We start from the raw sequence: 21,050 nt of genomic DNA on the forward strand, positions 1-21,050 counted from the left end.
TATTTGTGTCTCCTTCTGCTATGTCAGTCTACTAGTTCCCGGGGGTTTTCTTTAGTCTTTTTTTGATTGAAGTCTATATTTGATTACAACATACAAAGAACTTTCATCTTACTTTAAAAAATAGAAAGAGTATAAAATAAAAAGTTTAAAGAAGCAAAATTAATGAAATCACTTCACACGCAACAAAATATGACTATCCAACAGTTATTCATAATAAAAATAGAAAAAAACCATTAAATAATGTATTTTTATATAATTATATGGTTTTTTGTTATAATTATCATGATTTTATTATTTTTTCCAGTAGGGAAGGGCATGTTTAAGAAAATATCTATTATATTACTAACTGTAGTGCTTATTTCAATCGCGCCAAACTCACTACCAAAAAACTGGGCTTTTGCAAGTACATACAATTCAGCAACACAAAATAAAAATTTGAGTACAACTGAAAAAGAATTTATTCAAGAATTAAAGGAAAACAATGTGAAATCAGATGAAGAAATAGAAGATACTTTACAAGATGTAGTTGGAACAGAACAAAAAACAAAAAAGGAGATCGACAAAAGATTAGAAAACACCACAATTCTACCTGAAACAAGTTCACTAGACGAATCAACAAAAACTCTATATCTAGATGATTATATGCAAGATAATATTAAAAATGGGAATTTCAAGGTTGAGGAAATTAACGAAAATGTTAATGTTATTTTCACTAATGAAGACACTTTCTTTGTAGAAATTTTAACCGCTGAAAATCCGGATGTGTTAAAAGAAGAAAACGATACGCTATCAAACATACCTGTATTAGGAAGTGTAGTTAAAGCAATAGGGCCAAAAACAGCAAGTGCAAAAACTAAATATACAGGGTCAGTCAGTAAAAAATATGTGGCTTATAGCTGGGTTGGCATTCCATTGTGGGAAGTGTACACTAAAGGAGAGTTTAAATACACTGGAAAATCTGTAACAGCTTATTGGAAAGATGGATATGTTAAAAAGCGGTGGGGAGGCGTTGCATGGCAAGTAGATAATTATGGAGAAGGTACAACCCGAAACGCAAAAGGTACATCAGCTACAGTCTTCACAAGGTTTAATGCTCATTATGGAATTGAATATAGTGGTGTGGGTATAGTCCTTCAATATAAAGATGTCAGAAATGAAATTACCTGTAATAAAAACGGTAAAATCTCAAAGTCAACTACAATACGTTAAACTACAAGGAGATGATTAAAATTGATTTTTAGAAAAAAAGATTACATTATATCTTTTTTAGTTATATTCTTGATTCTTATACTCAGTATAATGCCTGGGGATGGGATTATACGACCAGTTATAGGTGCAATAGTTGGAGCATTATTAGTTTCACTAGTCATTGGAACAATTACTAACCTAATTTTAAAAAAAAAAACTCTCATTAACAAATAAAAAATTGCAGTTTATATCATCTGGATTCAGATTGTAGAGAAATTAATGTTTTTCTACAATCTTTTTTATTTTGAACGCATTATAAAGGCCTACTTAGCAAGGTATATAGCAATTTTTCTGTCTAATACAAGGAAGGTTGTAAATTTCAAACAAAATTAGGTTGTCGAGATTTTCTCGACAACCTTTACGCCCTCTATGAATTAAAGTCATTTCTTTATTTCGCAAGCATCCATTTCTCTTTCATAAACAAGCTTCTCACGATGACAAACAGGATAACGACTAACAGCGCCGAGGAGCCGAGCGTCAGGGCAATCGACGTTGGGTCAACGATGCCAAACATCAATTGCTTGCATAGTGCATGAATATTAAGGAATGGGATCGCAAAGTAATACGTATCTAGCTGCGTAGCGCCTGCTCTCATGGTGAAAAACATCGGAATCACACCTAGTGTAATAATCATGGACATGTACGATTGTGCTTCTTTCACTGAGCTTGAAACGACACTGAGCAGCAGTTCAATCATTGAGACCATGAATGAGAAGATAATTAATGCCACGAACATAACGCCGATGATGCTCCACACTTGATCTCCAAAGTTCAGTGCTTGTTTCAGCTTTTCTGTAAAGAGCAATGTAGAGAGCAGCAGCATGCCAATCGCCACAATGCCACTTAATATACCAAACATAGAAACAGCTAGCCATTTTCCAATTAAAAGCTGGAGTCTGCTGGCCGGTGTCAGGAATAAGGCTTCAATTGATTTTCTATCCTTTTCACCTGCTACGATATCAAGCGCAGCTGGCAAAGCACCTGAGATCACAGAGGTCACTAAAATCATTGGAAGGAGAATCGACAGCAGCATGGTGGTCACCCCGTTTTCTCCATCCCCATCTTCACCTTCTTGCACATCAACCGATTGCACCTCAAACGGATGAATCACTGACGATTTGATCTGATCCTGTGCTAAACGCTTTTCTACGACTTGATTTTGATATTGTTCAAGCAATGATTGCAGCATTTGAACCGCAATCACTGAATCATCATCTGTTGGATACCCATGGACTTTAATGGCAAATGAGGTTTGATGCTGAAGCATATCGTCTGCATCTTTCGGCATTTCTAGATAAGCATTCGCCTCACCGTCCTTAACGGCTTGCTGCGGGTCATCAAAGGTTTCAAGTTTCAGGTTTTTCACTTCTTTGATCATGTCATTCATATCGGACGGAAGCTTTTCATTGATTGCGACTGTATACGTTTTATCGCCTGGATCAGCGATCATGCTTTCGTAAAAAAACACGAGTCCGAGCATCGTCAAAAGAGGGATCAACACGGTTAAGAGCAGCGTTTTCCTGTCTCTGAGCGAATCTGTCATTTCTTTTAAAAAGACGGTTTTCCACATTATGCATTCCCCCTTGCGAGCTTCGACATAAAGATGTAATTCAAGTCTTCACTTTGTTCCTGTGCATATAATTCTGGAAGCGTTCCTTTGTACACAAGCTCCCCTTGATGAATCATCATGACACTGTCACAAAGCAGGCTGACTTCTTCCATGATGTGGCTTGAAAATAGAATCGTTTTATTTTGCTGTTTCAGCTGATGAATAAACTCTCTGAAAATATTACTCGATGTGATATCTAAACCGGTTGTCGGTTCATCAAACAAAATAATGTCAGGATCATGAATCAATGTTCTGGCAATCGCCACCTTTTGTTTCATCCCTCTTGAAAATCCTTTTACTTTGCGATCCATGTATTGCCTCATCCCAAACCGCTTTGCTAAATCCTCAATTCTTGCTTTGATTTCATGCTGATCTAAGCCATATAATTTCCCAAAGTATTCAAGGTTCTCTCGAGCCGACAAACGGTCATAAAGCCCCGTCTCTCCTCCAAACAAGACACCAATTCGCTTCTTCACTTCTGTTGCTTCTTTGACTGTATCGAAGCCTGCAACATTCACGGTTCCATGAGTAGGCTGCAATAATGTCGCAACGGCGCGCAATAATGTGGTTTTCCCTGCGCCATTTTCTCCTAAGATGCCGACGACTTCTCCTTCCTTCACGGAGAACGTCATATGCTTCATTGCCTTTACGACTTTTTTCTTATCTGTAAACCAGCAGCTGCAATCGCTGAGAGTAATCATTTGGTTCGCCCCTTTCGACTATCTACGTCTATGATAGAAAAAATAAAGCGGACCTGACATAAAAATGTCGCGAAACGTCCTTTTTCTGTCTTGAAATGATCAATTTTAAAAAACAAATGGTAAAATAGACAAATAATAAGAAGAGTCATAGGTGATTTTTATGATAAAAGTAGGTCTTGTCGATGATTATCGAGTGGATTTAGAAAAGCTGCATGCCATCGTCGGCAGAATGGAGGCCGTTGACATTGCCTTTGTGACGCAGTCAGCCGAGGATGCATATGAGAAGGTCAAACAGGGCGGCATTGATTTGTTGTTTGCAGACATTGAAATGCCCGGCATGTCAGGCTATGAATTAGCAGACCTTATTCACTCTCACGCACTGAATGTGGATGTTGTATTTGTGACGGGAAACAGTGGGTATGCTGTCCATGCCTTTGATTTGAATGTCCATGATTATATTATGAAGCCTTACCATGCCGATCGAATCGCCAAATCCTTAGAGCGCTACATGTCCACCAAGCAGGAGAAAAGCATTCATGGACGGCTTCTCATCAAGCAGCAGTCAGATATCCATGTGTTGCAGAAAAAAGACGTCATTTTTGTTGAACGTACGGGCAGGTCGACGACCATTGTCACAACAACAGGAGATATTCAAACGTATCAAACACTCAACGAGTTAAAGGGCGATTTAGCTGAGAAAGATTTTATCCGCTCCCACCGCTCGTTTATCATTAATATTCATTACATTAAGAACTTTTCGGCGTATGCCAAAAATTCATTTATCGTGTCTTTTGAAGGTACTGATAAAAAGGCCATGATGACCAAGCAGCAATTGGAATACTTTAAGAAATACTACTTTTAAGGAGAACGAACGTGAACGCTTTCTATCTTGGATTTCGCATATATACGCTCATCTGGCTAGGTCTTGCCGTTCAAGCTGCCGCGACAGCTTTTCTGCCTTTGTCGTCAAACATGGTGTGGCTTCTGACCTTTTGTATCATGTGCCTTTACACATTTTTCATTTACAAAAGGTTTTGGCTGGGTATGAGTGGTTACGTGATATTAGGCGCTTTTGTGCTCATCACCTGTTCAGGACTTTCACTTTTTCTCACGCACGGAAATGGGCTCAGCCCCCTTTTAACTGTTATCATCATTTTGACAACGGATCTCCTTTCCTTAAAGATGATGAAAACGGAGCACCATTTAAATGGACGGCTACAAGAGCTGACCAATGCTGAAGCGAGAACCAATGAATTGCTGCTTGAGCTGCGAAGTAAACACCATGAAACAGCCAGACATTTAAATGCTTTTTCCACGTCAAATGACGAGCATGAGATCAAGGATTTGATTCAGCATTACGTGAAATATGTCCCTTGGATCAAAGGGGAAAATGCTTATTTGGCCTCAACCCTTCATCCCTTTTTCCAGCGAGCTGAAAAAGAGGACATTGTCCTTTCACTCGATCTTCAAGCACCCTTTTCTTCTCTTCCTTTTTCTAAGGCTGATCAGGTGAGTTTTACTGGCAACCTGCTCGATAACGCTTTAGATGCCGCCATTGAAGCGAAGCAAGCTGGGAACGAAGGGAGCATCTCGATCACGACTTCCATACGGAGCGGGCTCTTTTTGATTCATTGTGAGAACAGTACAAAGGGAATGGAAAAACACGTATTAGATCATCTATTCAAAACATTTGGCCGCTCAACAAAAGGCGGTGATCATCAAGGAATGGGTACATATATCATTCATCAGCTTGTTAAAAAAGCAGACGGCACGCTTGATTTTACTTATCGTTCTCCAAATCTGCGGCTCGTGATCAAGATTCCTCTCACAATGGCATAAAAAAATAAGGTGCTGGGGACTGACCCCCGTTTTTGAGACAGGGATCAAAACACCTTTACGAAACAGCCAGTTGCCGATAGTTTATCGGTGATTGGTTGTTTAGTTTCGTTTGAATACGAATGTTGTTATAATAATAAATGTATTCTTTGACAGTGCGTTCTACAATGGTGTTCGTAGTTCGATCAATCCTGTTAAGATAGAACGTTTCAGACTTTAGTGAGGAATGAAACGATTCGATGGAGGCATTATCAGCGGGCGTCCCTTTACGGGACATGCTCATGGTAATGCCTTTCTTATGAACAGCTTTCTGATACTCGTAAGATGTATACACAGAACCTTGGTCGCTATGTAACACGCAGTTCTCAGGCAGTGATGGGAGCTGATTAAGTGTGTTTAAGATAAAGTCTGTGTCCTGCTTATCACCAATATTAAAAGCAATCACTTCTCCATTATATAAATCCAATATACTGGAAAGGTACAATTGTTTCTGTCCATAAGGCAAATACGTGATGTCCGTTACTAGTTTTTCAAGAGGGCGATCAGACTGAAAGTTCCGATCCAGTATATTACCAGCCACGGCATAGGGCTGCCCATTCTTCTTACGCTTTTTCATTTTAACTCGGCACTGCCACTGGTTTTTCTGCATGATACGTTGAACAGTTTTATGGTTAATACGCATGCTCATTTTTAGTATGGCGGTGATTTTTCGATAACCATATCGATACTTGTGCTCTCGGCACAACGTGCCGACCTGTTTCTCTAGTTGTCTTTTAGAGTGATTCTGAGTCAGATCCTTTTTCCATCTATAGTACGAAGTGCGTGAGATACCTAAATGGAAACAGGTGTCCTGTATCGTCATCGTTTCGCACAATTCTTCTAACAGTTTGATTGACGTTTCCTTATCAACTTCCTTTCCAATTCGTTGTACTTTTTTAAAACTTCATTCTGTTGACTCAAATAGCGATTTTCTGCCTGAAGTCTCTCTAATTCGGAAGAGTACTCAGGACCCTTTCCATAGGTATATTGTTTTCCAACAGGCTGTTCAAACCGGTGTGTATCCCCAGCCTTATGCCACCTCACCCATGTCTGAACCTGCGTCTTATTCTTGATATTCAATTTTTGCATAATCTCTTTCATAGGTACGCCTGCCAATCTCATTTCTACAGCCTTCTGTTTGACTTCAACCGGATAACTCACTCTTGTCCCCATAGAAAAAACACCTCCATGTTTTATTTCGGATCACAACGATCCATTTTCAAACTTGAAGGTGTTTTTTATTTGTCTCATCTGATGGGGTCAGTACCCTGCTCGGCACCTTATTTTTTATGTTAAGAAAAGATTTGATTGATTTCGTTGATTTCTTCTTTTGTTAATTGAACATCGTTTGTTTTTAGGTTTTGCAAGACTTGCTCTGCTCGTTTTGCGCCAGGAATAATCGCATCAATGCCGTCCTGCGCTAATAGCCATGCCAGCGCTACGTGTGCCGTTTCTGCATGCTTTGCTTGTGCAATGGCCTTCAGCTTGTCTACTTTTTCGAGATTTTGAAGGAATGCATCACCTTGGAAAAGCGGGTTCTTTGCCCGAATATCATCAAATGTCGCATCCTTTGTAAATTTTCCAGTCAACAAGCCTGACGCCAACGGGAAATAAGGAATAAAGGAAATGCCATGCTCCACGCAGTATGGGAGAAGGTCTTGCTCGGCCTGACGCTTTAGCAGAGAATACTCTGATTGAAAGACGTCTAAGTATCCATCTCGGTTAAAGGTTTGAAGCTGTTCAAAATCAAGGTTTGATGCCCCAATTGCCCTGATTTTCCCCTCATCCTTCAATTCCTTTAATGTACCTGCCACTTCATCCAGCGGCGTGCGCCCGTCTGGGAAATGCATATAGTACAAGTCAATATAATCTGTTTGCAGCCTTTTCAAGCTGTCTTCGACCTGCTGCCTTAAGAAATCACGGCTATTATCAAGTTCAATTTGCCCGTTTACTTCTTTATGAGCCCCTTTTGTCGCAAGGACGAGTGTTTCTCTACCGCCTCTTTTGGCAATGATCTCGCCAATCAATTCTTCTGAACGGCCCAGCCCATAAATAAAAGCAGAATCTAAGAAATTGACACCTTGATCAAGAGCCGTTTCCACAAGCTCCCGACCTGCATCTTCACTTAGATTCGGAAATAAATTATGGCCACCTACTGCATTTGTTCCAAGTCCTATCGGATTCACTTGTAAATCAGTTCGTCCAAGCGTTACTTTCTTCAAACCCTCATCTCCCTTGGCTGTTTAATCACCCTTATTTTCCCACGAATCATTTTCAACATTCAAGTATCCTGCTCCTGAAAATCAATCTGGAGGTGGACGCTTCGAGAACAAAAGGTCGTATGATGGAGATAAACTAAAACAAAATCCTCCAAATGATCAGAACTGAAACGGGAATGCTGAAGCAAGCGGCTTACAGATTAAAGAGTAAAAGCATCGCGGACAAGCTATTTATTAGTATCAACGCATTTTGCAAAAGTGGCATGCACCAGACCGGCACAGGCTGTCGTCTTCGCTATCCGCCACCGCCCTGCGACATAATAACTACCTTTATTTCAAGATTTTTATACAAAAAACATTTAAAAACCACGATAAAAAGATAAAATAATCCTTATTAACCAGTATACTCAGCTTACAAAATTCCGTTTTTTATAGGAAAATGTGTAAAAATCTATCAAAGATAGGGACTAAAACCTATTCCTCGCTGCAAATGAAATTCGATAGAATGAATAGTGCAAATCGTCATTAGGAGATTTTCCCCTCTAACACCCGAATATACCATTCTATCTGTTTCTTTTTTCTTAGTCAGATATGGGAAGGGAATGACGAAAGAAAAGCAAAGGAGCATCAACTGTGAATCTAAAGAAATTAAGCGCACTCCTCATGATTTCATTCGTGATGATCATCTCTGCAGCCTGCCAGAGCTCATCAAAATCAACCAACGCTGAACAAAAATCTACGAAAACAGCCGAGATAAAAGTGAATAGTTACGAATATACGTTACCAGAAGACTCAACAACTACACTGCGTGACAATGAATTGGTGTTAAAAGTCAACGTGACGATCACCAACAAAAGTGACAAAGCCCTTTCCTTATATAACTCTGATTTCTCTCTTTATCAGGACGATGCCAAAGTCTCCGATTTAAAATTCTACGGCAGTAAAGACCGCCTTGATCTAGAATCTTTGAATAAAGGAAAATCACTATCTGGTGCTCTTTATTTCCTAGTAGATAAAGGCAAGAAATATCAATTCGTGTACCAAGACAGCATCAAGAAAAACAGTGATTCAATCGAAATTGCACTAGATGGCAACAAAAGACTAGATACAGCAACAAAACTGGATAACCCCGCAAAAGCGCTATCCGCTTATACTGATATCATTGTCTTTGACAAAAAGAACGATCAATTTTCTGAATTAACAGGTGACAACCAATCGGATATCGTCAATAAATATCATGAAATGTTTGTGAAAGACTTCAAGAGAAGTGCAAGCATATACGGAAATGAAGTGAGCGATCGTGATATCCTGTCCATGTACAAACGCATGCAAAACACAATGAAGGATAAAGCCAAAGTAGAAACAAGTGTGAAAACCATTTCAGATGACGAAGCGAAGGTTTCCGCTCAAGTAACAGGCATTGATGCCTCTAACTTAAAAGACAAGCTGGACAAGCAAAAAGATGAGTTCTACAACGGCAAGATTCGTTCGAAAGAAGAACTGTATAAGAAAATCTTGAAGATGTACGCATCTGAGTTCGAAAAGCTTCCTCCAGTCTCCAGCCCAGTTGAATATGAAGTGAAAATGAAGCGGAATGGGGACGACAAGTGGAAAATCGACCTCAATGATTATCAAACAGAGCAGTATATGAACGGCTTTATCAAAACAAGGTAATAAGAAAAGAAGACGCTGGCTCCCTAAAGGGTGCCGCGTCTTTTTCATTTACATTATACAGCCGCCTCTTGCTCTTCTTTGACCGCTTTTTCAATGTCTTTAAAACGGCTCGATACAGTAGACGCACTAACGCCATACTTTTTAGCCACTTGGGCTTGAGAAAGTGGTGCATCACTTGCAAGCGAATGAATATAATATTCGATTCCCGCAGCAAACGACGCTGCTTTACGGATCACAGGTGATTTCTGATCACAGTAAGCTTTCCAAACCGTTAAAGCGCCATCTGTGAGGCTTTGGTCACCGTGCTCTTTCATGCCATCTTCAATCAGTTTGGCTGTTTCCAGCTGAACATCACTTGCCCAGTTCATACGGTCTGCTGATAGTCCTGTACCGCCTTCTGTTGGAACAGACGCTTCCGTTTCTTCTACTTCTTGCTTCGCAAACATACGCTTCAGCACTTCAGGGAAGGCTTCTCTCATAAATGTGCTACGCGCGCCTCCATTTGCTTCGTGCGCTTCAACGAGCTGGCGAACCTGAAGAAGGAGCGTATCTGTAAACTCTTTCGTAAACATCGTATATTGAATGAAAAACTCTGCTTTTTCTCCAAACTGAACAGGAAAACCCAGAACAAGACTGCCCTTCTCTGGCAGTACCGTTTGATTCGGCTTCACATCAACTTCAACCTTCTGAGCTGTTACCATATTCTCGAAGAAAAGAGACTCGTCCGTTTTTTCATTTAATAAAAGTAAAGATGGCTCCATGTTTGTCCAAGATTGAACCACCTGTCTTGTTTTCGGACGGGTAATATCCTCTGCTTTCTTTGTCAGAAATTCATGGAAGATCGTCTCTTTCTTATCTGTTAATGGACGGAAGAAGATGCCCCATACACTCAAATGAAAGACTGAGATTTGTTGCGTTTCTTTATCCATATCTGCAAGAAAAGAAAACTCATTAATGAATTGATTGATTGCTCTCTGATGCTTAGAGAAGGCATAATTCATTAAATCCTTTTGAACTTGAACAGCTTCCTTAAACACAAGTTCAGACGTTTGTTCTCCGCCTGACTTTTGACCACAGCAATGTTTATATTTTTTTCCGCTTCCGCATGGGCAGAGCGCATTTCGTTTAATTTTTCCCAAAATAAAACCTCCGACATTCTAGTCTAACCTCACTATTTTAACAAACGATTGCATAGGAGAGTTTTATTTTCAAGAAAAAAGAAAAATCAGAATGATCGGATAAATAACAAAGACACCTACAAGAGCAAGACCGATTCTAGAAAAGAGCATCCTGTCTCTGTTTATTTTCTCCAATCATTCCAACAGATTTTCCTTAGTTCATTCCTTCGAATAATTGCTTGGCTTCAAAATAAAAAATTTGCACAAACTTCTTCGTATTGACCCTGCCTGTTGACCCTGCGGGTGAAGATGCCTTCTGCATTTCTTTCATTCTTTGGCTGACGTCGGTAAAATCAAAAAACTTTGACGCATAATGCTCAAACTTAGGATTCGAGAAATCTGTTAACCCTAGTGAAGCGAAATGGTTTAAGGAATGATGAATAGCTCGTCTAATTCGCTGCTCTGCTGCTTTCACTTCCCGCATCACTTCCACATCGGTCGCACCATGGTCCAGCTTTCTCTCCGCCGTTTTGATAAACAGCTGCTTGAGTGGAGGAAAATTGATCTCATGGGAATTGGCTGTCTGCGTTTCATGTAAGTAGATCAATATCTCTAGTAAATCCTTAGAGCCGCTCTCTCCAACAATTCCTAATTCAGATAGGAGGAATTCCCCTGCCTCTTTCATCGTTCTTCGCTTCGCCCCAGCGCCCGCATCATGAGAAATCACTGGCTCTAATGGCAGCACATGCCGAAGGGAAGCTTGAATATCATAAATGGATTTTTCCAGCTTCATACGCTCTATGACCTTTCGAATGACACTGACAATTTCAATTCGATTGACGGGTTTATGAATATAATATTCAATCCCAAGTTCATAGGCCTCTGCCATCATCTCTTTTGCCTCTACTTGAGAAATCATAATGACCTTGCCTTTGAATTCAGGGTGAATATGGCGTATTGTTTGAATACCATCTCTAGCTGGCATTAAAAGATCAATCAAAAGGATGTCTACTTTTTTCAGGTTCAATGAATGAGCTTCTAATCCAATTCCGTCATCAGCTTCATCCACGACCTCTCCCAAATCCTCATCCTCAATGATTTGACATAAAATCGAGCGTATTGCACGATCATCATCTGCAATGAAAAATCGCATACACTCACCCTCTCTGTATTAAATTTTGTATTGGAAGGACAAGCTGAAAAGCTGTACCTTTTGCTTCTTTTTGTTCAATCTTGATTTGCCCTCCAAGCTCTTGAACCAGCTCTCTCACGTAGGATAAACCAATCCCCGTAGACGGTGTACCATATGCATCAAATTTCGAGGTGTAGCCTGGATCAAAGACAACCTCTCTTAATTTCTCAGGAATACCCGGTCCATCATCTTCAACCCGAATCTCTATTTTATCATGACTGCCTTTTAATACGAGTGAGATGGCCCCGTTATCCTCTATTGCTTCAACTGCATTTGCCATTAAATTATTAATCAGTGATAAGAAAATGAACACATGATAATCATGCAAGTGAATGCCTCGTATATCAGATGTAAAAGTAATGTTCTTCTCTAGAGACAGCGCATATTTCTCTTGAATGCGGATCACAATTTGAACGAGCTCCTCAGCTCTCATATAGTCTTGCATATTTTCTTTTGAGATCAGCTTCGAAAGTCCAGCGAAAATACGCTGATTGTCCTTTTTAACCTCATGTATTTCTCCTGCGAGCTTCAACAGCTCCTGACTCACGTTTTTTCCTGCTTCGTGTTCATGTAGCACACGGTAAAGCCGGTATGATTCTTGTGTAATGTGTTCTGTATGATTTAACGTCTTCTTTAAGTGAACCGTTTCCTCATATAAATTCGAAATGACCATCATCATATGCTCATTTTGTTTCATGATTTGTTTCTCTCTTGATTGTGCCTCATACAGCCTCATCATATTAAAAAAGCTGATAACTACAAAGCTGTGAGCAAATGCAATGAGCACCATATCACTCAGCTTTGAAAAGGTGATTGTGGTATCAAACACTAAAAACTGTACAAACAGCTCGACAAAATCAGCAAGCAGCTCAATCATAAGACCAATCAGTCCAATAAAAATGGAGCGCTGCTTAAAACGTCCCGTACGGACAACAAAGAAAAGAAAAGCGTAAGTAAAGTAAAAAAAGAAGCTCGGAAATTGCTGATAAAATGACACAGCCAGATCAGCCTTTTGCTGAATCAAATCTAAGCCTACCCGAAAAAGGACAATGGCTGCGCCTGTTAACAATCCCGGCAGAAACGGTCTTGATTTTCTTAAGAGCAATAAACAAAAGAAAAACGCAGGTGCCCCAAAACTGATGCGAAATGTCTCGTTCACAGGATAAAACTTCAGCTCTCCTGCAAGCGGCACAATGACCACCATAAAAATTAAAATGAATGCGTCTTTTTTGACAAGCTGGTTTAAACTCAAGTGACTGACATCCCTTCCCCTGTTTGCATAGCCACAGTATACAAGGAGACTCTTTTCTTCACAATGAGCAAAAAAATAATTTTCACTGTGCCTTTCATCTCCAAAATCTTTTTTTATGACTATTCTCCGAGTCATCAAGGTGACCTTTCAGCTATTCTGTTCTTTGGTGATTGTCTACAATAATGGGAATTGTTTAGACAATTGTCGACATACCGATTTTTATTTGTAAGTTTTTCTGTAGATTTTCGTCAGATTGTGTAGTTTCCAAGATAAATTAAATGAACAATTTTAGTGAAACTATATGTAAGCGTTTTCTGAATTTTCACTAAAAACCCTTTTTGTTTTTTCGCCGCCAAAGCCTTCATTTGAACATATATTTAGGTGTAAAGGAGTGGTACAAGCAGCGCATGACAAGTTCATTGAAGATGTGTAACATGTTTTCGTGCCTATTTGATCGCATTTTTTGTCATCCGCCAATTCAATAGGGTACTTTTTGATTTTTGATTGGAGGAATCGTATGAAAACAGAAATTTCTAATAATACACAACACGCATGCCAGCCTGCTGTTGATCAATGGGCAGAAGAAATACGTCCGTATTACAAAAACGGACAAAATGCTAGCTACATTCCAGCACTCGGAAAAGTGAATTCCTCTCAACTTGGTATCAGCGTGATAGGCCCAGATGGATCATCTGTACGTTATGGTGATTGGGACGTTCCCTTTACCCTGCAAAGTATCTCAAAAGTCATCAGCTTTATAGCTGCCTGCTTAGGAAGAGGCGTTCCTTACGTCTTGGATCGGGTAGATGTAGAGCCAACTGGTGATGCATTTAATTCGATTTACCGCCTTGAGATGCATAAGCCAGGGAAACCCTTTAATCCAATGATTAATGCTGGAGCTATTACCGTATCCTCCATCCTTCCCGGAAAGACTTCTACAGAAAAGCTAGCATATATTTTCGATTTAATCGAAAACTTAATAGGTAAGCGTCCTTCTGTTAATGAAGAGGTATATCAATCAGAATGGGCAACAGCGCACCGTAACCGGGCACTTGCTTATTATTTAAAAGAAACCAATTACTTAGAATCAGATGTCGAAGAAACGTTAGAGGTCTATTTAAAGCAATGCTCTATCGAGGTCACAACAGAGGACATCGCCTTAATTGGACTGATTATCTCAAGTGATGGCTATCACCCCTTTAAACAGGTCCAAGTCATTCCCAAAGATATCGCAAGACTAACAAAGGCGTTGATGCTGACATGCGGCATGTACAATGCGTCTGGTAATTTTGCTGCTTTTGTAGGCGTGCCAGCCAAAAGTGGTGTGTCTGGAGGAATTATGGCTTGCGTTCCGCCAAGCGCAAGAAGAGAATTCCCGTTTCAGACAGGCTGCGGAATTGGCATTTATGGCCCCGCCATTGATGATTGCGGAAATAGTATTACTGGTGTCATGATGCTGAAAAAGCTCGCCAAAGAGTGGGATCTCAGTATTTTTTAAAAAGAACAGTGATGAATTCGAAGAGGTGATGTTATGAACGAAAAAGCTTTGCTATCTTATTTAACACATACAAATGATTTTATTTGGACTTATATTGTCATTGCTCTGTTACTCGGAGTAGGGATTTACTTTACGTATAAATCACGCTTCCTCCAAATCAGAATGATGAAAGAAATGGTACTTGTTCTGAAAGAAGGAAGAAAAGAAAAAGAAGGCATTTCACCGTTCCAAGCATTCGCCATCAGTATGGCGGCACGTGTAGGAACAGGGAACATTACAGGAATTGCCATCGCTATTGCTGTCGGTGGACCTGGAGCTATTTTTTGGATGTGGGTCGTAGCCGTTATTGGTTCTGCTTCAAGTTTTGTTGAAAGCACACTGGCTCAGGTGTATAAAGTGAAAGATAAAACAGGGTTCCGCGGCGGACCTGCGTATTATATGGAAAAAGGGTTAAACAAGCGATGGATGGGCGTGTTATTCGCTATCCTCATCACCATTTCTTTTGGGATTGTCTTTAACTCGGTTCAATCTAATACGATTACTGTTGCTTTTAAAAGTTCCTTTGGTCTAGACCGTTTAACTGTTGGAATCATAATGGCTGTTATTTTTGCCGCCATTATCTTTAAAGGTATTCAAGCGATTGCAAAAGCATCTGAATATATTGTTGTTGTGCTTGCTGTTGCATACATCGGTATCGCATTATTTGTGATTGTCACAAATATCACTGAACTGCCTGGCGTCATCAGTACGATTGTGAATCATGCTTTCGGTTTTGAACAGTTCGCCGGAGGTACACTAGGCGGAGCATTATTACAAGGGATTAAACGCGGTCTCTTCTCAAACGAAGCCGGTATGGGTAGTGCACCTAACGCAGCAGCAACTGCTGTCACAAGCCACCCTGTTAAACAAGGCTTAATTCAAGCATTCGGCGTGTTAACAGATACGTTAATTATTTGTACGAGCACAGCATTTCTTGTTCTGTTTTCTGATGCGTATAAAACAACAAAATTGCAAGGGATTGAGCTCACACAGGCTTCATTAAGTCAGCATATTGGACCATGGGCTTCTGGATTCCTTGCAGTTATGATTTTCCTCTTTGCTTTTAGTACTTTAATTGGTAACTACTACTATGGAGAAACGAACATTGAGTTCCTTGGAGCGAACAAAATTTGGCTTAACATATATCGCGTCGCTGTCATAGGGATGGTTCTGTTTGGTTCCATCGCAAAGGTCGATCTTGTTTGGGGACTGGCTGACATATTCATGGGTCTCATGGTCATCGTCAACCTCATTGCCATCACCATGCTGTCTAAGGTCGCCTTTGCAGCACTGAAGGATTATATGAGACAGAAAAAAGCAGGCGAAGATCCTGTCTTCTATAAAAATGCCGTTCCGAACAATGAGAAAATCGAATGCTGGGACGATGAACCCGTTACGTTGACAAAGAATCAAATCAGTTAACTAAAAAAAGCTCTGGTCCTTTGATCAGAGCTTTTTGCTTGATTTGAGAAATTCGAGTATGAGCTTGTTCACGACATTTGGTTTCTCATGATTAATCCAATGTGAGGCATCATCGACAAAAATCAGCTGTCCATTTGGGCAAATCTTGATCGTTTCCTTTGCCAGCTTTCTGCTTAGAAACTTGTCCTCCATTCCCCAAATCATGCGGACAGGAACTAAAATTCGTTTGGAAATCGGCTTTTCAAAACCGCCTTTTTTAATAGCCCGATACCAATTCAGCATAGACGTAATCGCTCCAGGCTGCGTCCATGCCAGCTTATAGCTTGAGACATCTTCCTTCGTGAACAAATGGGGTCTAGCCGTCAATCCAATGGCTTCATCCAGCCTTTGAAAGTGATTTTCTTGAAGCGCTGCCTCCGGTACATTCGGAAGCTGAAAGAATGCAATATAGGAGCTCTTTTTCCACTGCGGCGGATAAAACGGGAGAACCTTCATCATTACACGCGGATGCGGCATATTGACGATGATTAATTTCTCGACATATTGAGATCGGGTTGAAGCCAAATGCCAAGCAACAGCTCCGCCCCAATCATGTCCGCCGACAATGGCCTTTTGATTTGGACTCAGCGCCTTAATCAACCCCACAATATCATCTCTCAATTGATCTAAGACGTATGATTCGACTCCTTCTGGTTTATCACTAAGATGGTACCCCCTTTGATCAGGAACGATGACGCGATAGCCTGCCTCTGCTAAGGGCATGATTTGATTTTTCCAGCCGTACCAAAACTCTGGAAACCCATGCAGCAGAACAAGAAGCGGGCCATCTACAGGGCCTGCCATTGCTATATGGAGCTTGATACCATTTGTTTGAATATATTGAAATTCAACTTTCTCCATTGATTTTCCACCCTTCCCCATGTCGTATGATTCTTCCAACATAGCATATTTTCCATTTTTCAGAAAATAAAAACACTCCCCAAAAAAACCCTCACAGATGTGAAGGTCTTTGTTTATTTTATATAATTCAGCACCCATATCAGACCATTCTTCCGGTCTTGTACTTGTCCGTGAAGTGCACCAAAGAACGTATCCTGTAATTCCACCAGCACATCTCCGTCCGCTTCAAGCGCCTCATATACAGCCTTTAACTCTTCTTCATTGTCAAACTGCATGATCAACCTCAAATTCTCTGGCTTTGGCGTGCGCCCAAACGTATCTGAAAAATGGAGCAGTGATTCTCCAAGGTGCAATTCAGCATGTAATATACGGTCTTGATGTTCATTTAAGATATGAATCTCTCCGCCAAAAATCCCTTGATAATATTGAAGAGATTCCTTCACATCTTCTACGACAATATAAGGACTAACGCTGATCATATCCCTCATCCTCCTCTTATTCCGTACAGTATCTCTTATATAGTTTATCCCAAATCGTAAGAAAAAAGGCACAAATCGTCAACGGATTTGCACCTTTTTCTTATGAAGATTTCGCTAACTCACTGTGTTTATTAGAATACGCTGCGTACATGACGACACCGATGAACAGCCAAACCCCAAAGTACAGCCATGTCCGGCCCGGTAAATTGAGCATAAGAAACACACAGCAGCCCATTGAAATGATCGGCAAGACCGGCACAAAAGGAACCCGGAAGCCCCTTTCAAGCTGCTTATGCGTCTTTCTCAAGATGAGAACAGATAAGCTCACCATCGCAAACGTTAATAATGCACCGATATTGGCTAGGTTGGACAGGTTCTTCAAATCAATAAAGCCTGAAATAACAGCTGTCATTCCGCCAATCATCCATATGCTTGCAACAGGTGTATCACGCTTGTTTGTTTTTGAAAACAGCTTAGGCAAGAGCCCGTCTCGACCCATCGCATAAGCAATTCGAGTGGCCGCATAATTATTGGCGAAAATCACAGCCATCAATCCAATGACGGCACCGACAGAAATAATACCAGCCACACTATTTTGATGCACACTTTGCAGCACATAGGACATGGCCTCTGTCACATTCAGCTTCGTATAGTGCACCATGCCTGTCATGACCAAACAAACGACAATATAGATGACCGTACAAATAAGCAATGAACCAATGATACCAATTGGGAGGTTCCGCTGTGGATTTTTCACCTCTTCTGCAGAAGCCGAAATGGCATCAAACCCTAAAAAGGCAAAAAACACAGCAGCTGCACCGGCAATAATCCCTTCCGTACCAAACGGCATGAACGGCTGCCAATTGGCTGGCTCTACATAAAAACCACCTACTACAATGAAAAGAACGATAATACCAAGTTTCACAAACACCATGATATTATTGAATGTTTTACTTTCCTTCGTTCCTCTAGATAAGATCCACGCAATCAGTAAAGCAATGATAATCGCTGGCAAATTCATATATCCGCCTTGTTCTGGTCCCGCTAAAAATTGATGTGGAATCGAGATTCCAAATCCCTCCAGCAGGCTGTTAAAATAACTGGACCAGCCGCTAGCTACAGCCGAAGCCGTCAGCATATAAACAGATAATAATGTCCAGCCCATAAGATGGCCCACGAGCTCACCCATCGTTGTATATGAATAAATGTAAGCACTGCCGAACACAGGCAGCGCTGAAGCCATTTCTGCATAACAAAGTGCTGCTAAACTGCACACAATCGCTGCGATCGCAAAGGAGAAAATGACAGCCGGTCCTGCATCCTTAGCTGCTGTAATTCCGGTCAACACCATGACCCCCGTCCCGATCACAGCCCCTATACCAAGGAGCGTGAGATCGAGCCCGCCCAGTGTTTTCTTTACCTTTTGCTGTCTACTCTGTTCTAACAAATCGTGAATGTGTTTCTTACGAAGAATATGTCGCAAACCCTTTCCCTCCAAAACGTTAGAAAAACAAAAAATCATTCAAATTTCATTATAGCAGAATAGATACTACGCATTCACAACCAATTCACGTAAATCTTTCTTCATGATTTTACCAAGCTTATTTTTTGGCAGTTTCTGCGCGAAATGAATGGACGGAACTTTGTAATCTGCCAAACGTTCTTGGCAATAGTGCACAACATCTTCTTCGCAGAAATCAATGGATTCGTCCTTCACAATATACGCACTTGGCACTTCACCATATACATCATCTGGTACACCAATCACAGCTGATTCAATGACACCTGGAATTTGTTCAATGACTTCCTCTACTTGGTCAGGATAAATATTATCCCCGCCGTACACAATCACATCCTTGTATCTGCCTGTGATATATAGAAAACCGTCTTCATCTAGATAACCTGCATCCCCCATATGGAACCAGCCATCTTTGAGCACCTTCTCAGTCGCTTCAGGCTGCTGATAATAGCCTAGAAAGTAAAATGGGCTTCTCATAACGACTTCGCCAATTTCTCCAGCCGGCAGTGTTTCCTTTGTCTCAGGATGCACGATTTTCACTTCTACGTCCGCATCAACTTTACCGGCAGACCCCATTTTATCTTCGCCCATTGCAGGGTACCATGCACTGACAATCCATGCTTCGGTACTTCCGTAGCCATGCATCATTTGAATGCCCGCCTCGTTGTAATCCTTGATCAAACGTACTGGCACCTTCGTACCGCCAGAAATCGCAATTTCAAAGGACGAAAGATCATATGACCTACGTTTCATCTCTTCCAGCATATACGTATAAGCTGATGGGAAGGCCATCATAAACGTAATTCGTTCCTTTTCAATCGTTTCTAAAATACGCTTTGGTGTTGCATCATGCAAAAAGACAAGCGTATACCCTTCAATTGCCGCTGCGATAAGATGGTTGATTGAGCTCATATGATATAGAGGGTGACTCGCCAAATAACGTTTTCCTCTTAGGTCAAATCCTCGATTCCCGTGTCTTGTTAAAAATTGATAGAGTCGTCCATGTCCGACCATACAGCCTTTCGGATTGCCTGTCGTACCAGAGGTAAACAAAATCATCGCTAGATCCTCTTCTGACACCTCATCAGCAAGATCACTTCCATCGTTTGAAGCCAATATGTCTTCAAATAGTTGCGTTGTTTTTGCATTCACACCGGACTCCACCACCAAGCAATCCTCTAAAGACACATTCACAGCGGCAATGATGTCACGGAATTCTCGGTCAAAAAATAAAGCCTTTGGCTCTGCTTTTTTCAAAATACCTTCCAGCTCAAAGGAGGTAAGCTGCCAGCTAAGCGGCACTGCGACTGCACCTGCTTTGATGGCTGCCAGCATAATCGTAGAAAAGTGGTGATGGTTTTGACAAATAAAGCAAACACGGTCACCTTTTCGAATTCCTTTACGATGTAAGTAATGAGCCAGCTGATCAATGCGTTTTGCATATTCTTCAAATGTATAAGACACACCCCCGCCAGTTACCGCTTCAATGTGTGAAGAGCGTTCCATTCTGTCGTTTAGTAATGCCTGTAAAGTATTCAATATCTTCATCTCCAAACGTTTGATTTCCAATAGCCAATTTCCAGAGAATTGGATTGGAAGATTTTATCTCATTCACATTCTAAAATAAAAAAAGACGAAAGTAAAATCATTTCATTTTAGAATTATTATTTTTGTTAATTGATAATATAGGTAATTTTATATTCGACTTCCATTTTGGTTTAAATGATGGTGATTATTATGATAAGATAGACCTAGTAACTGATCGGAAAATGCGAATGCAATAGGAAAAGAGGTATGGAGAATGCAACATTTCGAGCTAGAGGCCAGTTTGTTAGACCATGCACTGACAAAGTATTTAAAGGCGACGAAACGAATAGATGAAAAGAACATTCCGAAAAACGTCACGAATATCAAAGGGTTTATTTTACGCATCATCTACCGCCATCAATCATGTACTGTGAAAAATATTCTGCAGGAAGTTTCATTATCTCCCTCTGCAACAACAACCGCTCTCAACCACTTAGAAGATGAAGGGCTGATTATCCGCTCTAGAAATAACAATGACCGCCGTACGGTGTGGATTACACTCTCTGAATCAGGTGAACAAATAGCCAAACAAATGATCGACAATCGCCAGCTACTTGTCAATCAACTGTTCAACCATTTATCAGAAGAAGATAAAAAAACATTTTTTGAATTAATTGAAAAAATGATGGACGATCGCACATTAAAGGCTTAGGAATGCTCCTAAGCCTTAGATTGTTGACAAAGGGCTAAAATGATCTTTATTTTAGCCCTTTGTCTT

Annotated in this window: 18 protein-coding genes; 7 read left to right on the top strand and 11 right to left on the bottom strand. The window is 40.6% G+C overall.

Annotation, left to right across the window (positions count from 1 at the left end; translation table 11 throughout):
* Positions 1-315 precede the first annotated feature (315 nt).
* Complete coding sequence (locus BK049_RS06680; RefSeq protein ID WP_071168153.1) at positions 316-1,209, top strand: hypothetical protein; 894 nt, start codon at positions 316-318, stop codon at positions 1,207-1,209.
* 427 nt (positions 1,210-1,636) lie between these two features.
* Here BK049_RS06680 and BK049_RS06690 read toward each other — a convergent pair whose 3' ends face one another.
* Together BK049_RS06690 and BK049_RS06695 are read right to left on the bottom strand one after the other, a co-directional pair.
* A complete protein-coding gene (locus BK049_RS06690) occupies positions 1,637-2,818 on the bottom strand; it encodes an ABC transporter permease (protein WP_071168155.1) in 1,182 nt (393 codons plus the stop codon).
* On the bottom strand, positions 2,818-3,558 hold the full coding sequence (locus BK049_RS06695) for an ATP-binding cassette domain-containing protein (RefSeq protein ID WP_008358249.1): 741 nt from the start codon (positions 3,556-3,558) through the stop codon (positions 2,818-2,820). The genes BK049_RS06690 and BK049_RS06695 overlap by 1 nt, the downstream gene beginning before the upstream one ends.
* A gap of 160 nt (positions 3,559-3,718) precedes the next feature.
* Here BK049_RS06695 and BK049_RS06700 point away from each other — a divergent pair, with 160 nt between their 5' ends.
* Together BK049_RS06700 and BK049_RS06705 are read left to right on the top strand one after the other, a co-directional pair.
* Positions 3,719-4,420 (top strand): LytR/AlgR family response regulator transcription factor, encoded by a 702-nt coding sequence (locus tag BK049_RS06700; protein WP_071168156.1) that lies wholly within the window; start codon positions 3,719-3,721, stop codon positions 4,418-4,420.
* Positions 4,421-4,431: 11 nt separating this feature from the next.
* The gene (locus BK049_RS06705) at positions 4,432-5,397 is read left to right on the top strand and encodes a sensor histidine kinase (RefSeq protein WP_071168157.1); all 966 of its coding nucleotides are present in this window, start codon (positions 4,432-4,434) and stop codon (positions 5,395-5,397) included.
* 55 nt (positions 5,398-5,452) lie between these two features.
* Here the strand turns inward: BK049_RS06705 and BK049_RS06710 are convergent.
* Both BK049_RS06710 and BK049_RS06720 read right to left on the bottom strand, forming a co-directional pair.
* Positions 5,453-6,606 (bottom strand): IS3 family transposase gene (locus BK049_RS06710; protein WP_145939398.1). Its coding sequence is split into 2 segments (ribosomal slippage): positions 5,453-6,333 and positions 6,333-6,606, totalling 1,155 coding nucleotides; the frame shifts between segments, so codons are not numbered across the junction.
* A 119-nt stretch (positions 6,607-6,725) separates the two neighbouring features.
* The gene (locus tag BK049_RS06720; protein ID WP_008358244.1) at positions 6,726-7,655 is read right to left on the bottom strand and encodes an aldo/keto reductase; all 930 of its coding nucleotides are present in this window, start codon (positions 7,653-7,655) and stop codon (positions 6,726-6,728) included.
* 630 nt (positions 7,656-8,285) lie between these two features.
* On the opposite strand from BK049_RS06720, the gene BK049_RS06725 reads away from it, so the two are divergent.
* Positions 8,286-9,326 carry a DUF4352 domain-containing protein gene (locus BK049_RS06725; RefSeq protein ID WP_071168159.1) on the top strand — a complete coding sequence of 347 codons (1,041 nt, stop codon included), beginning with the start codon at positions 8,286-8,288 and terminating at the stop codon, positions 9,324-9,326.
* Positions 9,327-9,379: 53 nt separating this feature from the next.
* Here the strand turns inward: BK049_RS06725 and BK049_RS06730 are convergent, their stop codons facing one another.
* From BK049_RS06730 to BK049_RS06740, 3 genes are all read right to left on the bottom strand, one after another.
* A complete protein-coding gene (locus BK049_RS06730) occupies positions 9,380-10,465 on the bottom strand; it encodes an SEC-C metal-binding domain-containing protein (RefSeq protein ID WP_071168160.1) in 1,086 nt (361 codons plus the stop codon).
* A gap of 193 nt (positions 10,466-10,658) precedes the next feature.
* Entirely contained in the window at positions 10,659-11,597 is a 939-nt protein-coding gene (locus BK049_RS06735) for a response regulator (protein ID WP_008358239.1), read from the bottom strand.
* 4 nt (positions 11,598-11,601) lie between these two features.
* Entirely contained in the window at positions 11,602-12,888 is a 1,287-nt protein-coding gene (locus BK049_RS06740; protein ID WP_008358238.1) for an ATP-binding protein, read from the bottom strand.
* A 517-nt stretch (positions 12,889-13,405) separates the two neighbouring features.
* Here BK049_RS06740 and BK049_RS06745 point away from each other — a divergent pair.
* The gene (locus tag BK049_RS06745) at positions 13,406-14,386 is read left to right on the top strand and encodes a glutaminase (RefSeq protein ID WP_071168161.1); all 981 of its coding nucleotides are present in this window, start codon (positions 13,406-13,408) and stop codon (positions 14,384-14,386) included.
* 33 nt (positions 14,387-14,419) lie between these two features.
* Positions 14,420-15,847: an alanine/glycine:cation symporter family protein gene (locus tag BK049_RS06750; protein WP_071168162.1), complete on the top strand. Its 1,428-nt coding sequence runs from the start codon at positions 14,420-14,422 to the stop codon at positions 15,845-15,847.
* A 24-nt stretch (positions 15,848-15,871) separates the two neighbouring features.
* Here the strand turns inward: BK049_RS06750 and BK049_RS06755 are convergent, their stop codons facing one another.
* The 4 genes from BK049_RS06755 to BK049_RS06770 all read right to left on the bottom strand — a co-directional run bounded on the left by BK049_RS06755 (position 15,872) and on the right by BK049_RS06770 (position 20,284).
* The gene (locus tag BK049_RS06755; protein WP_034738998.1) at positions 15,872-16,747 is read right to left on the bottom strand and encodes an alpha/beta fold hydrolase; all 876 of its coding nucleotides are present in this window, start codon (positions 16,745-16,747) and stop codon (positions 15,872-15,874) included.
* A 113-nt stretch (positions 16,748-16,860) separates the two neighbouring features.
* Complete coding sequence (locus BK049_RS06760; protein ID WP_008358234.1) at positions 16,861-17,226, bottom strand: VOC family protein; 366 nt, start codon at positions 17,224-17,226, stop codon at positions 16,861-16,863.
* A 100-nt stretch (positions 17,227-17,326) separates the two neighbouring features.
* The gene (locus tag BK049_RS06765) at positions 17,327-18,709 is read right to left on the bottom strand and encodes an amino acid permease (protein WP_071168163.1); all 1,383 of its coding nucleotides are present in this window, start codon (positions 18,707-18,709) and stop codon (positions 17,327-17,329) included.
* A 66-nt stretch (positions 18,710-18,775) separates the two neighbouring features.
* Positions 18,776-20,284 carry a class I adenylate-forming enzyme family protein gene (locus tag BK049_RS06770; RefSeq protein ID WP_008358232.1) on the bottom strand — a complete coding sequence of 503 codons (1,509 nt, stop codon included), beginning with the start codon at positions 20,282-20,284 and terminating at the stop codon, positions 18,776-18,778.
* A gap of 262 nt (positions 20,285-20,546) precedes the next feature.
* On the opposite strand from BK049_RS06770, the gene BK049_RS06775 reads away from it, so the two are divergent.
* Positions 20,547-20,984 (top strand): MarR family winged helix-turn-helix transcriptional regulator, encoded by a 438-nt coding sequence (locus BK049_RS06775; protein ID WP_008358231.1) that lies wholly within the window; start codon positions 20,547-20,549, stop codon positions 20,982-20,984.
* The last annotated feature ends 66 nt before the right edge of the window (positions 20,985-21,050 follow it).

The organism is Bacillus xiamenensis (assembly GCF_001857925.1).
GTDB lineage: Bacteria > Bacillota > Bacilli > Bacillales > Bacillaceae > Bacillus > Bacillus xiamenensis.

Bases quoted from the DNA above. Each gene is read 5' to 3' on its own strand.
- BK049_RS06680 (WP_071168153.1), top strand. From the start codon at position 316: ATGTTTAAGAAAATATCTATTATATTACTAACTGTAGTGCTTATTTCA.
- BK049_RS06690 (WP_071168155.1), bottom strand. From the start codon at position 2,818: ATGTGGAAAACCGTCTTTTTAAAAGAAATGACAGATTCGCTCAGAGAC.
- BK049_RS06695 (WP_008358249.1), bottom strand. From the start codon at position 3,558: ATGATTACTCTCAGCGATTGCAGCTGCTGGTTTACAGATAAGAAAAAA.
- BK049_RS06700 (WP_071168156.1), top strand. From the start codon at position 3,719: ATGATAAAAGTAGGTCTTGTCGATGATTATCGAGTGGATTTAGAAAAG.
- BK049_RS06735 (WP_008358239.1), bottom strand. From the start codon at position 11,597: ATGCGATTTTTCATTGCAGATGATGATCGTGCAATACGCTCGATTTTA.
- BK049_RS06745 (WP_071168161.1), top strand. From the start codon at position 13,406: ATGAAAACAGAAATTTCTAATAATACACAACACGCATGCCAGCCTGCT.
- BK049_RS06750 (WP_071168162.1), top strand. From the start codon at position 14,420: ATGAACGAAAAAGCTTTGCTATCTTATTTAACACATACAAATGATTTT.
- BK049_RS06755 (WP_034738998.1), bottom strand. From the start codon at position 16,747: ATGGAGAAAGTTGAATTTCAATATATTCAAACAAATGGTATCAAGCTC.
- BK049_RS06760 (WP_008358234.1), bottom strand. From the start codon at position 17,226: ATGATCAGCGTTAGTCCTTATATTGTCGTAGAAGATGTGAAGGAATCT.
- BK049_RS06775 (WP_008358231.1), top strand. From the start codon at position 20,547: ATGCAACATTTCGAGCTAGAGGCCAGTTTGTTAGACCATGCACTGACA.